Annotated in this window: 12 protein-coding genes and 1 pseudogene; 12 read left to right on the top strand and 1 reads right to left on the bottom strand. The window is 58.1% G+C overall.

Annotation, left to right across the window (positions count from 1 at the left end; all coding sequences use genetic code 11):
• The 12 genes from NKI06_RS30100 to NKI06_RS30045 form a co-directional block, all read left to right on the top strand.
• Window positions 1-198, top strand: a 198-nt coding sequence (locus NKI06_RS30100; RefSeq protein WP_352987882.1) for a hypothetical protein, incomplete at its 5' end; no start/stop codon positions are given.
• 92 nt (window positions 199-290) lie between these two features.
• Window positions 291-2519: a methyl-accepting chemotaxis protein gene (locus NKI06_RS30095; protein WP_352628648.1), complete on the top strand. Its 2229-nt coding sequence runs from the start codon at window positions 291-293 to the stop codon at window positions 2517-2519.
• The gene (locus NKI06_RS30090) at window positions 2512-4008 is read left to right on the top strand and encodes a chemotaxis protein CheW (RefSeq protein WP_084630992.1); all 1497 of its coding nucleotides are present in this window, start codon (window positions 2512-2514) and stop codon (window positions 4006-4008) included. Before NKI06_RS30095 ends, NKI06_RS30090 begins: the two co-directional genes overlap by 8 nt.
• Complete coding sequence (gene cheB, locus NKI06_RS30085; RefSeq protein WP_023673733.1) at window positions 4005-5090, top strand: chemotaxis-specific protein-glutamate methyltransferase CheB; 1086 nt, start codon at window positions 4005-4007, stop codon at window positions 5088-5090. The genes NKI06_RS30090 and cheB overlap by 4 nt, the downstream gene beginning before the upstream one ends.
• The gene (locus NKI06_RS30080; protein WP_023673732.1) at window positions 5081-5704 is read left to right on the top strand and encodes a HEAT repeat domain-containing protein; all 624 of its coding nucleotides are present in this window, start codon (window positions 5081-5083) and stop codon (window positions 5702-5704) included. Before cheB ends, NKI06_RS30080 begins: the two co-directional genes overlap by 10 nt.
• Window positions 5701-6537, top strand: a complete 837-nt coding sequence (locus NKI06_RS30075) for a CheR family methyltransferase (protein WP_023673731.1) — start codon at window positions 5701-5703, stop codon at window positions 6535-6537. Before NKI06_RS30080 ends, NKI06_RS30075 begins: the two co-directional genes overlap by 4 nt.
• A complete protein-coding gene (locus NKI06_RS30070; RefSeq protein WP_023673730.1) occupies window positions 6534-6929 on the top strand; it encodes a response regulator in 396 nt (131 codons plus the stop codon). Before NKI06_RS30075 ends, NKI06_RS30070 begins: the two co-directional genes overlap by 4 nt.
• Complete coding sequence (locus NKI06_RS30065; protein WP_352987881.1) at window positions 6922-9147, top strand: chemotaxis protein CheA; 2226 nt, start codon at window positions 6922-6924, stop codon at window positions 9145-9147. Before NKI06_RS30070 ends, NKI06_RS30065 begins: the two co-directional genes overlap by 8 nt.
• On the top strand, window positions 9144-9398 hold the full coding sequence (locus NKI06_RS30060) for a hypothetical protein (protein WP_023673728.1): 255 nt from the start codon (window positions 9144-9146) through the stop codon (window positions 9396-9398). The genes NKI06_RS30065 and NKI06_RS30060 overlap by 4 nt, the downstream gene beginning before the upstream one ends.
• A 57-nt stretch (window positions 9399-9455) precedes the next feature.
• A complete protein-coding gene (locus NKI06_RS30055; protein ID WP_023707350.1) occupies window positions 9456-9833 on the top strand; it encodes a response regulator transcription factor in 378 nt (125 codons plus the stop codon).
• On the top strand, window positions 9830-10471 hold the full coding sequence (locus NKI06_RS30050; RefSeq protein ID WP_023673726.1) for a chemotaxis protein CheX: 642 nt from the start codon (window positions 9830-9832) through the stop codon (window positions 10469-10471). Before NKI06_RS30055 ends, NKI06_RS30050 begins: the two co-directional genes overlap by 4 nt.
• Before the next feature lie 4 nt (window positions 10472-10475).
• Window positions 10476-12767 carry a PAS domain-containing hybrid sensor histidine kinase/response regulator gene (locus tag NKI06_RS30045; protein WP_031204560.1) on the top strand — a complete coding sequence of 764 codons (2292 nt, stop codon included), beginning with the start codon at window positions 10476-10478 and terminating at the stop codon, window positions 12765-12767.
• 706 nt (window positions 12768-13473) lie between these two features.
• On the opposite strand, the pseudogene NKI06_RS30040 reads toward NKI06_RS30045, so the two are convergent.
• Window positions 13474-13681 (bottom strand): annotated as a pseudogene (locus NKI06_RS30040) (transposase); the annotation flags it as partial.

Below are 13681 nucleotides of genomic sequence, written 5' to 3'. Positions count from 1 at the left end.
ATGCTGTATCGCTCGACGGATCGCCTCTGTCGTCGTGGCGCTCCCATGAAGAACCTGGCCCATAGCGCATCCTTTGATTCGGACGAAAAGTATGCGCCATCAAAGCCTGGGATCAAACATCTAGGAGCGCGCGAAATGCCCCATGTCGAGGAAATGGCCGGCGAGACCGTGACGGCCACCCACCCACATTTCGCCTAGAAGCGGCGCCCTTGAACCTCATATTCAGCGGCTTCCAGGGTTGCAAGGCCGGGCGCCTTCGGTTCCAAAATGGGTGGCGTCCGGGTATGGGTATGGGTTCCGTTTCGATTAAATTCCCGAGTTGCCGCATCTGCGGCCAAAACAAACTGGTCGCGGTTTTTATCTCAGTTGCGCGGTGGGCCCTCGATGATCTCTCATTTTGGAAGAAAGCGAACCTACCGCAATGGCATCGTTCATCGAACAGCGGACCGCTTATATGCGGCCAGTGGCACCTGCCTTGCGATAGTGGCCGACCGCAATCCAGCAGGATTGCACGTGGCCAGGCTATCTGCGGTGGCGCGCTTACCGGCGATAAGATAGAAATCAGGCAAACGCCGCTACCGCGAAATAGGATTTCATCCAATATGTCGCTCGTTAAGACGTCAAGGATCGCGAAACGCACTGGACCAGACAAGGGTTTGCATCCCGAAAAAGCAGATTTGCCGGCCAGATCACGCCAAAGCATCAAATCAGACCTACCTCACGGACAAATAGCCGAACGGTTTGCCGCCGCCACTGAGGAGCTGGCCAGCGGCATCACCGAGGCATCGGCCGCCGGTGAAGAATTACGGCGATCGATGGAACAGATCGCCGCGGGTGCGGAGGAAGCATCAGGCGCGGCTGAAGAACAACTGCGCACAATCAGCGACTCCACGCAAACGCTGGCCGTGGGACGACGCTTAGCCGAGGATTCGCAAAGGCGATCGGAATCGGTGCAGGGCTTGCTTGCCGATGTGACGAATCAGGTGATGAATGCGGTCAGTGCGATTGAACGAAATGCCGCTCGCCAGGAAAGCTCGGCACAATTGATTGCCGTTATCGAAGAACGCGCTGAAGAAGTCGGAGCTATAGGCCGCACGGTCAGCCGCATCTCGGACCAGACGAATCTGTTTGCCCTAAACGCCGCCATCGAAGCCGCTCGCGCCGGCGATCATGGCCGCGGATTTGCCGTAGTCGCTGAAGAAGTAAGGTCGCTGGCGCAGATATCCGACACCAGCGCACGTGAAGTTCAGGCGCTATCCACCAGCATCCAAAAAGATGTCAGCGCGGTTGCAGCCGGAGTCGCTGCTGCCGCTCACGCTGCGGCATCCGAAGCAAAGGCCTCAAACGTCGTGCTGCGAAACCTTCGCGCCATGCGGGAAACCGCGGGCGAGATCGCGCTCGGCAGCCGCGCCATCTCGCTGGCTTCGGTTGAAGCCGAAAAAGCCGCCACCGAGGCGCAAAAAGGTGCCGAGCAAGTTGCCAGTGCCGCGGAGCAGCAGTCGGCTGCAGCTGCGGAATCGCAGGCAGCGATCCAACAGCAGACGCAGGCGCTTGTTGAAGGCCAAACGGCAGCGCACGCGCTGGCACGCTTGGCTAATCTATTGCGCGGCGGAGACGCAGGAAAAGCCGCCGAGCAGGCGTCCTCGGCAGCCGAACAGCTGTCGGCGAATATTCAGGAGCTCTCGGGGGCCGCCGGTCAGATTCTGGCTGCGGTCGAGCAGATCAACCGTGGCGCCCAGCAGCAGGCGGCGGCCACCCACGAAAGTTCGGCCTCACTGAGCCAGATCGAGCAAAGTGCTGCCCTTGCAAAAGAAAATGCAGTTGCAGCCGAGGAGCGTGTTGCAGCGATGGAACAGTCGCTGAGGGAAACTTACGCGGCGGTCGAAAGCCTTATTAACGGATTGACGGGTTCCCTCCAGGACACGACAGCGAGCGTATCTGCGTTGCTTAGTTTGGAGGTAACTGGCCGCAAGATCGAGAAGATCGTCGATGCGATCACATTAGTCGCGGTTCAGACCAGCATGCTTGCCGTCAGTGGAGCGGTCGAAGCAGCCAGGGCGGGCGACTATGGCAGCGGCTTCTCCTTGGTGTCCAAAGACATTCGCGGGCTGGCGCGCGAAGCATCGCAATCCTTGGATAAAGTGAAGGATACGGTTCGCGGAATGATCGAGCAGATATCTTCGCTGCGTGGCGATCTCGAGCGGATCTGCGGCCTGTCGGAAGTCGAGATTCAGAATAGTCGCGCCACTTTAGCGGTATTTGAGAAGACCAAAGAAGAGCTGGCGCAGCTCGTCGAGGCGAGCAAAGCGATCAATTCTGGCGCTACCGACATACTCGTTGCGGCGAGCCAGGCTTCAGCTGGCGCGAAGCAGATTGCAACAGCCGCAGAGGAAGCCGGTGCAGCGTCTCGAGAGGCATCGACCGCTTCCCAAGAGCAAGCGCGAGGAGCTGAGGACCTGGCTGCGGCGATTGAGGAGATTGCCTCCCTCGCTGAAGAGCTCAAGTCACAAAATGTCTGAGCAAGGCGCGCCAGCGGCGCTATCCAAACGGTTCTTGGCGGTTCGCTGCTCCGAGCATACTTACGCGGTTCCGGTCGATCGGGTGGCCGAGATCGTCAGGGTACCCGTAATGGCAAAGGTGCCGCAAGCCCCAGCGGCTTTGTGCGGATTAGCGAACTTGCGTGGGTCAATTGTGCCAATTGCGGACTTGAGCCGCTTGCTGCGACTTGCTTCTGAAGCTCTGTCGGATTCGGCGCGAGCCGTGGTCATCGACGCACCCGCGCCGTATGCGCTGCTTGTCAACACTGTCGAAGGGATCGTCAACGTACAGGCAAGCAGCATCGAGCAGCGTCATTCACTCAAGGGCGCCGCGGTGAGCAGCGGCGATGACAGTGTCTTCTCAAATGATGGCGAGGCGGTGAGGATTCTCAACGTTGATACCCTGCTCGAAGGGGCGTTTACCCCCCAAGCCCGGGATCGTGTGACCGGCCGCAGCCGCACGTTGGTTCCTGATATGAGCGCGATAGGCGCTGTAGGTCGAGAAATGCTCGCAACGTTCGTAGTCGATGGGCAGGATTACGCATTTCCATTTGCCGAGGTGCAGGAGGTCTTCAATATCCCCCGAGGCCTGACTTCTCTGCCGGGCGCGGATGCGCAGGTCCCTGGTTTGATATCGTTCCGCGACGGACTGCTGCCAATTTTGTCCCTAAGAGCACTGTTTGGCCTCGCTAACGAGCTTCAGGGAAATGAGAAGGTCATCGTCGCGTATGTCCGCGGCACCGCGGTCGGCGTCGTTGTCGACGCTGTCAAGCAGAGCATCGCCATCGATCCTCTGAGGCTGGAACCCGTGCCGCCAATTATGGCAGCCAGAATTGGCGGCGAGGCTAAGGTCAAGGCAATCTATCGGAGCGAGGCGGATAGCCGGCTGCTGTCGGTCTTGCACCCGGATTTGTTGCTCAGCGAGGAAACCATGCGTGGTCTGGGTCATGTGCAAGCTCCGGCCCGAGACGGCTCCGCACCGACAGAAGGTTCAAAGCGCGACGAGATCAAGCTGCTCGCCTTCCAACTTGGCGCCGGCGAATTCGCCTTGCCCATTGAGGTCGTCGAGGAAGTTGCACTGGTGCCGGAGCGTGTGACGCGGGTTCCAAAGACGCCCAAATTTCTTGAAGGGGTCATCAATCTGCGCGGCGAGGTGCTGCCTGTCATCGATCAGCGGAAGCGCTTCGACATGCCGCCGTTTGAGAATCGTGGCCGGACGCGTCTGATTGTGGTCAAATCCGGTTCCCACCGCGCCGGGATCATCGTCGACAGCGTCTCGGAAGTCCTGGGCGTCGATGCATCAGCGCTCGCTCGGGCGCCGGATCTGGCGGGAGAAACTACGCGCCTGATCCAGTCGATCGTCAGCCTGGATGAAGGCGTTCGCATCCTCATGCTGCTTGATCCAACCGAACTGCTCACGCGTGCCGAGCGCACCTTTCTGGACTCTTTTCAAACCAAGCTGCAGACTTGATCAAGGTTCTGATCATCGACGACTCTGCCCTCGTTCGAAAGCTGCTTGCCGGAATGCTGTCGGACGCATCCGAATTCCAAGTTGAAACCGCTCGAAATGGCGCCGAAGGACTGGAGCGCCTGCACGCCTTCCGCCCCAATGTGGTCACGCTCGATGTCCACATGCCGCAGATGAACGGCTTTATGTGCCTTGATCGTATCATGCTGGAAAGGCCGACCCCGGTCGTCATGGTATCGTCAGTGACATCACAGAGCGCCGATGAGACCCTGCAAGCGCTTCGCCTCGGCGCATTCGATTTCGTTGCGAAGCCTTCGGGAACATTGTCCTTACGCGTTGATCAGATGAAAGACGATCTGCTCGACAAGATTCGAACCGCCGCCGTCACCGGCATCAAACCCACGCTGCGATTGCAGGAACGTATACGCCACCGTATAGGGCAGACGCTGCCGACAAGTCCTTATCCCGCCCCAATAGCGTCAAAAAAACCCATCGTAAAAACTGGGGTAAATGGGCTGGTGCTCATCGGCGTTTCGACAGGAGGGCCGCCAGCACTGGAGGCTGTTGTCGGAGCGCTGCCAGCATCGTTCTCCTGGCCAATTTTGATTGCTCAGCACATGCCAGAATCCTTCACGGGCGCACTGGCCAAACGTTTGAACAGCCTGAGCGCCATCGAGATCGTGGAGGTTACCCGCCCTACGGAAGTCGTGCCTGGTGTCGCTTACATTGCGCGGGGTGGGGCGGACATGATTTTATCGCGCCGAGGAGGCGTCGTATTTGCCATGAATGTCCCGTCCCAGGTCGACTATCCCTGGCATCCAAGCGCCGACCGGCTTGTTCGAAGTGCCATGGAACAAATACCTCCCAGCGACCTTATCGGTATTCTCATGACCGGAATGGGCAATGACGGCGCCAGTGCTATGAAACTCCTGCACGAGCGAGGCGGAACGACGATCGCTGAAGCGGAAGAAACCGCAGTGGTTTGGGGGATGCCCGGGGAATTGGTCAAGGGCGGTGGTGCAGATTGGATTCTGCCGCTACCCGAGATAGCCCGGCAATTGATGAAGGTTGTGCCTTGCCTCTGATCCGCAAAGAGCTTCCCAACCAAGCCGGGATCCGCGACGCATCGCCCACGGATGCATTTTCTTCGTTGACGAGTCGGAACAGTGAGGAAAGGCGAGCGGCGGCTCGCGAGTTTATTGTCACCTCTGACAACGCCGGTGTGATCTCCAGCGCGATTCAGAGTGAAGCGGTTGATGGCGTGCTGCAGGCTTTGTTTACAGCCCTTATGCGATCAGCCAATGCGGCAAGCGTCGACGTTGCTCTGCAATACCTACGATCCGACGATGCCCGCTTGCGCACCGGGGCACTAGACGCCTTGCGCGCATTGCAAGATCAGCTCCTGCCGCGGTTGACTGGACTGCTCAGTGACCCGGAGCCCGACGTTCGCATCCTCGCCTGCGAACTCGTTCGCGCGCAGCAGCCTTCAACGGTGATTGATTTGCTGGTTCCCCTCCTGGCTAATGATTGCAATGGCAACGTTTGCGGTGCCGCGATCGACGTCATGGCGGAGGTGGCGGCGCCTGACCACGTTGCCTTGTTACTCCAGTGCGCCGCGCGTTTTCCCTCGGATCCCTTTTTGGATTTCGCCGCCAAAACCGCGGCCCTCCGGATCGGGGCGCGGAACGCCCCTCAGTGATCGAGATCACGGACGAAGAGATCCGTCGACTGGGAGACTTCCTCTATCGACGCACCGGCATGGTCTATTCGGTATCCAAGCGCTATTACATAGAGCGCCGGATCGCTGATCGTGCAAACGCAACCGCCTCTCCTTCTTTCGAAAGGTATTTCGCAAAACTTCGTATTGATGCCGAGGGTGAGATCGAGAAGTTCATCAACGCCTTTACCGTCAATGAGACTTATTTCAACCGGGAAGATCATCAATTTCGGTGTCTCACGAAGGATTTGCTGCGTGAAAGAATCGCAGCCGGCTATGGGAAAGACCAGTTGCGTTTGTGGTCGGTACCTTGCGCGACTGGGGAAGAACCCTATTCGATTGCGATGTGGCTCTTGGACAAGTGGCCGCTGGTCGACGCCTACAGCATCGAGATTTGCGGCTCAGATATCGATACCGAAGCGCTTGCCGCGGCCAAGCGCGGCTTTTATGACAAGCGCGCACTGATGCGCTTGCCGGGCCAGGTCATCGACCGCTACTTTCACCAAGAAGCCGACGATCGGTGGCGGCTTGTCGAAGAGTTGAGGGAGTCGGTGCAATTTTCCAGTGTCAATCTAATAGAATCTAACGAGACCAGGCACCACGGCCAATTCGATGTCATTTTTTGCCGAAACGTCCTCATCTACTTCGACGACGCTTCGCGTCGCATTGCTGCAGACAACCTCTATGAAAGCCTTTTACCCGGCGGCTACATTTGCCTTGGCCACACAGAGTCGATGAGCCGTATCTCTCCGCTGTTCGAAATCCGTCGGTTCGAAGATGGTATTGTCTATCAGAAACCAGAGGTCGGGCGGTGAGCAAACCTACGCTCCATCGCGTCCTGGTGGTCGATGACGCAGCTCTCGTGCGCCTGTACTATCGAAGCGTGCTGGAGCCAGCGGGCTATGAGGTGTTCGAGGCTTTGAACGGGGTGGAAGCCTTGGAGCAACTGCTTGGGTTCGAGATCGTCGACCTTCTGATCGTGGACATCAACATGCCGGTCATGGATGGCCTCAGCTTCTTAAGGATGCTTCGGCAACGAGGCGAACCGTTTGCGTCCACCCCCGTGCTCATCACCAGTACGGAAGCCGGGCTCCATGACCTGCGGGCTGCCCAAATTGCCGGAGCGAACTTCTACGCCGCCAAGCCCGTCGCTGGGCAGGACCTGTTGGAGCTCGTTGCCTTGCTTGCTGGATCAACCCATGATTGAACTTCTTGAGCAGTTCCTGGTGGAGTGCCGCGAGTCTGTGCAGCAGGCAACACTGGATCTTCTGGCGCTCGAAGGTGATTCAGGCGATCACACTAGGCTGGACAGTGCTTTTCGGTCGTTTCACACCCTCAAGGGCGGGGCCGGTATCGTCGATTTTCCAGATATGGCGAGGGGTCTGCACGCGGCTGAGGAACTGCTCGATTCCGGCCGGTCCGGTACGAGGACGTTAAGCACTGCGGATATCGGCAACTGTCTCTGGGCATTGGATCAAGTCACCGGCTGGCTCGATAGCATTGAGGTAAAGGGAACTGTCCCGGAGGATGCAGGGTCGACCGCGGATGAGATGGTCCGCCGCTTGCAAGCGGCGCTATGGGAAGAACCTCCGGGAAAGAGCCCGCCCGCCTTGTTGGCGGCGGGGTGGTTGACATCTCTTTTGAAGGCCAACCATGATGTCGCAGCCCGAGCCTCAACCGGGTTGTTGTTCCAGCCCGACCCACAGTGCTTCTTTCGCGGCGAAGATCCCCTTGCGTTGGTCGCCGGCCTGCCTGGCCTGTTAGCTCTTCATGTGGAACAGGTTCATGTCTGGCCTTCGTTGAGGGAAGGTGATCCATTCGAGTGCAACCTGCTCTTCACAGCGTTGTCCTCTGCTCCGCAGGACGCTTTGTTGCGCTATACCCAAGCGATAAGCTCGGACTCTTCGAGCGTCCTCGAGATCCGCGAGCTTTCTTCTGCCGTCCCCGATCAGCGCGCAGGACTTAGCCGGATGGCGCGGCTGGTGCTCGAAGCGCAGTCCCAACTCCTTTCCCAGGTCGCGACCACAGGTCTGGCCGGCCGAGTAGGCGCCGCGCGGCGCGTGGTGATGAATATCCTGGCTCGGAGCGTCCGGCACAAGGATACGCTGGAACGCTACGATGGTAGTGTGCCGGACGCGGACGATCCAGAGGGACGACAAGCACTCATCCTCCTGATCGACCGGGTTTTGGGAGACGAGGCCCAAGTCCTCGAATTCTCCGTGAACCGGGATTCCCGCCTCGCCATCCCGAACTCAAATGCTGCCCGATCACTGCGGGTGAGCGTCGAACGCATTGATGCCTTAGTGAATTTGGCCGGCGAACTGTCGGTTGCCAAGAATGCCCTAACGCATGCCGCAACGCTAGCCCGGAGTGGAACTCCATCGGCGGATTTGGCGGCCGTGTTGGAGGAACAACAATCCCGACTGGAGAGGTTGGTCGATGAGTTGCAGCGTTCTGTCTTGAGCATCCGTGTCTTGCCCATGCGACAGGTGTTCCAAAGGTTTCAGCGCTTGGTGCGAGACCTTGCGACCGAAACGGGTAAGTCAGTGGTTCTCGTGACAGAAGGGGAGAACACCGAAGCAGACAAGACCATCGTCGAGGCTCTTGGAGAGCCGATTATGCATGTTCTTCGCAATGCAATCGACCATGGTGTCGAACCGGCGGACGAGCGCATCAGGACAGGGAAGCCACCGCATGCCACGATCTGCCTGCGTGCAGCGAAAGTCGGCGACAGCATTGTCGTTGAGGTGGAAGACGATGGTCGAGGTGTGGATTTCGCGAGAGTTCGACGGGTTGCGGCAGAACGCGGCCTGACGACCGGGTTCGCCTCGCTTTCCGATGACGATGCATTGGAATTGCTGTTCAATCCGGGGTTCTCGACAGCCGCAACTGTCAACACGGTCTCCGGTCGTGGGGTTGGGATGGACGCGGTGCGATCGGCGATCGAGGCGCTCGGCGGATCGGTTGGCATTGAGACGAAGCCCGGAAGCGGGACGATCGCAAAATTCACCCTGCCCTACTCCATCCTGATGACGCACCTGGTCACCGTGGAAGTAGTCAAACAAGTTTTTGGCGTTCCGCTTGAGAAAGTTATCGAAACCCGTCGACTTTCGCGCGGTGATGTCTCGATGGTTGGCGCCGCGCGCGTGTTCGGGCATCGCGGCCATACCATCCCGCTCGTTAGTCTTGCGGCGACGCTTGGCGAAACGCCGTCGGAAACGACCGCCGACGATTTCCAAGTCGTAGTCGTCCTGGTCGGGAACGACATGTGCGGGATAGAGGTCGATGATGTCGGGGAGACAATGGATATACTGATGAGACCCATCGAGGGGGTGCTCGCGGGTGTAGAAGGCGTTGCAGGCGTCACAATTTTGGGTGATGGCCGCGTCATGCTTGTTCTCGATGTGGAGGCTTTGGTGAAATGACCGTCATTTCCGACCCAAGCGGTGGACCGATCCGGCTTGAGGGCGACTGCACTTTAGAAGACAGCGAAACCCTGCTGGCAATGCTGGTTGAGTCAGGCAACATCTTAGTTGACTGGCGGAAGTGCACCAAGATCCATGCTGCCGTTCTGCAAGTCCTGATGGCGGCCCGCGTGAGGGTCATTGGGCCGTCGGGCTCGCCATTTCTCGAAAGCTATTTTCATCGCGGCTTCCGGGCAGTGCATGGCGGCTAGTTCACAATTATTGCATTTTATGCGATATCCCTAACCCCAGCTGAAATGAAGGTCGTAATGAACGTTTTGATCGTCGACGACAGCAAGCTTGCGAGAATGGCCTTGGTCAAGATTCTCGCCAAGAACTATCCGACATGGGTGCGCAAAGAGGCCGGCAACGCTGATGAGGCGCTTCAACTGGCGAGTGAGTTCGCGGCTGATATCGTGTTGATGGATTACAATATGCCCGGCCGCGATGGGCTTGCCTTGGCGGCGGACTTTCGTGCCCAGGATCCGTCAATGCGATTGGCACTGATTTCCGCTAATCAGCAGCACGAGATAGTCGAAGGTGCAAAGGCGCTGGGCGCTTCCTTCCTGACCAAGCCAGTGAATGGCCCGGACCTGGTTGCGTTTCTCGGCAAACCCGACACTCCCATTGGTCAGGACGATCAATGATGACTCCGGCCGACCTTGTCTTGGAAGAACTCGAGAAGGATGCCCTCACTGAACTGGTGAACATCGCCGTCAGCCGAGCCGCCAAGAATCTCCGCGAGATGGTTGGACGACAGGTGTTCCTGTCCGTCCCAAGAATCAACCTCGTCGGCAGGCAGCAAGCCATCGATATCTTGGACGAACGCGAGATGGACCGTCTGGTTGCCGTTCACCAGGTTTTCGAAGGTGATATCACTGGTCGCGCGCTGCTTATTTTCCCAGAGGAGCGAAGTCTCGAACTTGTGCGTGCTGTAGCCGGTCCGGACCATTCATTGGAAGACATCATCGACCTTGAACAGGAAGCACTCGCAGAGACGGGCAACATCATTCTCAATAGTTGCCTGGCCACCATCGCCAACCTGTTGCGCCGTAGTCTTCGCGTCTCCTTGCCTGAGGTCATTCGAGGCACTGGAACCGACTTCTTCAATCTGGCGCCGCCGCCCCTACCCGGCGAGGTCGTACTGTTTCTCTACATAAACTTCACCGTCAAGGACAATGACATCACGGGCTACATTGCCATGCTGATGGACATGCCTTCCCTAGCGGTTTTAAAGGGCCTCTTGTGCGAGTTTATCGAGCGGATCGGTGGGAACGATAAATAGTGCCATGTTGAACACTTCTCACGATAATTCGACGCCGATATTAGATGCACTCGATTGCGGTATAATCGTGCTCGGTTCTCAAAGGCAAGTGACCGCCTGGAATGCCTGGATCGCCGCAGCCAGCAATATACGGACGACCGAGGCGATCGGAAAATCAATGGAGGAGCTTTTTCCCGGCCGGCCGCTCGGCCCAATCCTCGTTGCGTTAAACGAGGCTTTGGAAGCCGGGGCCTCCAGCCTGCTGACCCCTACACTCCACCCAGCCCTGCTTGCGTTGCGGACGCGAGCGGGCCAGCCGCTGATCCATAGCATTTCCATCCGACCAATCGGGGCGATAGGTGCGTATGAATGCCTTATTCAGATTTCGGATGTGACGGGGGCGATGCGGCGGGAAGCCGTGCTGCGCCAACGGCAGAATGCCCGTTATGATGCGGTCATGGAAAGCGCCGCGGAAGCCATTCTTACCCTGGATGACACTGGGGCAATCCAGGGAGCCAATTCGGCGGCCGAGGTGCTCTTTGAAATCGACAAGGCATCGCTTGCCGGTCAGCCGAGCGCCGGTCTGTTCGTGGAAGGCGACCGGTGGTCGCAATTGCACGACGCCAGTCGCTCAGGGCAGCAAATAGTTCATCGAGAGGTTTCCGTGAAGCGGCGCAACGGGTCGACGCGCCATCTCGAAGCTTCGATTAGCCGTTGGTCAGGTGGCGCCAAGCAATTCACCACCGCCTTTTTGCGCGATGTAACAGATCGCCTGTCCTCACAACTGAAGCTGAAGACCCTGAATGAGACGTTGGAGCAACGGGTAGCTGACGCAACCGGTGAGCGCGATATGATCTGGCGCGTCAGCCAGGATCTTTTCGTCGTAACGGATTTCGGCCTCAAGTGCCAAAGTGTGAATCCGGCCTGGACCGAGCATCTCGGCTTGGACGAAAGCGAGGTCGAGGGTAAGACTTTCGAGGATTTCGTTCATCCTGAAGATGTTGCGGCTGTGACACGGCTCTCACTATCGGATAGCCGGGTTGCGGTTCGCGACCTCGACTTACGCATGCGTGCCAATGATGGCAGGTTCATCTGGTACAGTTGGCAATTTATGCCGCGAAACAACCAATATTACGCCGCCGGGCGCGACATCAACGTCCGCAGGAATTTGGAGGATCAGCTGCGCCAAAGCCAGAAAATGGAGGCGGTGGGGCAACTCACGGGCGGTATCGCGCACGACTTCAACAACATGCTGGGAGTTGTCATCTCAGGACTCAACTTGATCCAGCGGCGCGTCGACCGCGGCGAGCCCGGCGTGCACCAACTGATCGCAGCCGCGACCGAGGGTGCCCACAAAGCTGCCATGCTGACGCAAAGGCTACTGGCTTTTTCCCGGCAGCAGCCGCTTTCCCCTGAATCCCTCGACGTCGGCCGGATGGTGCAGGATATGTCGGAGCTTTTGCGCCGGACGCTGGGCGAGCACGTAACACTCAATACGGTCGTGCAATCCGATGACGGTGCAGTGCTCGCTGATCCCAGCCAACTCGAAAATGTCCTCGTAAATCTGGCGGTCAACGCTCGCGATGCCATGCCGGAGGGCGGAACCCTGACAATCGAAACCTCTGCACTCCTGGTCGACCAGTCGGTTGCTGCAGATCATGGCATTTCCCCCGGCCCCTACGTCCTTATTGCGGTGAGGGACACGGGCTCGGGTATGAGCGCGGAGGTTCTGGAAAGAGCCTTCGAGCCGTTTTTTACCACCAAAGGTGTCGGCAAGGGAACCGGCCTTGGGCTGAGTCAGGTGTTTGGCTTCGTCAAGCAGTCCGGTGGCTATGTCAAAATCGATTCAAAACTGGGGGTGGGGACTACCATCAGCATCTGGTTGCCAAGGCACAATGGTCCCGCCGATGGAGCACGGCGGGCGAACAGCCAAGACGTTGCCAATGGCAAGCCAGAGGAATTGATCCTCGTCGTCGAGGACGAGGCGAGTGTAAGACAACTGACAATGCAAATGCTCGAGGATCTCGACTATTCGGTGATTTCTGCTGAGAATGGGGTTGAAGGCCTGCGCATTCTTGAGGATCGAGGAGACGTTTCCTTGCTGCTGACGGATGTTGTCATGCCCGGAATGAACGGTCGGGAATTTGCGGATGCTGCCGTTGAATTGCGGCCTGACTTGAGGGTGCTCTTTACGTCCGGTTACGCACGTGATGCCATAGTTCGCAATGGGATCATCGATCCAAACGTTCAACTCCTGCAGAAACCCGCTACCCTCCAAGCTCTCGCCCAGAAAGTCAGATTGGTTCTGGATAACTAGCCATTCGGCAACCGGCCGTTCCGGTTTTCAGGCAAGAGGGTAGCGCGCTCGACCTGTCATATTAGACGCAAAGCGGTCATTGAGCTCTATTGAGAGCTTCGGGTCACCACGAGCGTCCGCGGTGATGCCGCCGACATTTCTCCTCGGGTCTCTACCGACGTGGTCGCGGGTGCAACAATCTGTTGCACAACTCTGCTATCTGTCCCGCCAATGCCTGACCCTCAACTTGCTCACCCCTGAATAAGTCATCGCTCGCTGTCACGGCCAGGTAAGCGACGGGACTCTTCGAACGGGCGCGTTGCATGCGGATCAGGCCATCGTTCCTCAAGATCAGCAAAGCAATCATCTATCCCAGCGGCGAGTGGATCGCTGGGACAAATCGATCGTGGTCGTCTGCAAACAAAGACGCGAACTGCCGCGGGAGAAGAAGACGGCACGGCCAGAGTAAGCAGAGAGGCGGTTCATTCGCCCGAGAGGCGTGGGTTAGAGAAATATGCGTGCGAATCCGTGCTCGATCGGGGCGTCACAGTTTTCATACATAACTAACCCGCTCGATACCCTTTGCGAACGCAGCGTCACGTCTAATCAGAATGGCTTTGAAGAGCGTGACTTGAGCATCTCTGTCGCGGGTGTTTTGGGGGTTAAATCCGCCCTTCCCTACGGTTGTGTGCGTCAAGTTCTGCAAAATGGGCGATCATGAAACTGGTCATGCGGCTTGGCGTAGAGCGAGCTTCTTGTGCTCGCGCAGATCATCCATGTTGATATAGCGGTTGGCCTCCATCCAGTTTTCATTGGTTTCGACGGCCAGCTGACCAGGCGCAGGCGCAGGCAGCTTTCGGCGTTCGGGAAGATGCGCACGACATAGGTGCGCCGGCGGATTTCCTCGTTGAGCCGTTCAAGCATGTTGGTGGACT

This window comes from Mesorhizobium sp. M0772, assembly GCF_040320135.1.
In the GTDB taxonomy this organism is placed as follows: domain Bacteria; phylum Pseudomonadota; class Alphaproteobacteria; order Rhizobiales; family Rhizobiaceae; genus Mesorhizobium.
This window is presented reverse-complemented; position numbering and strand designations above follow the sequence as displayed.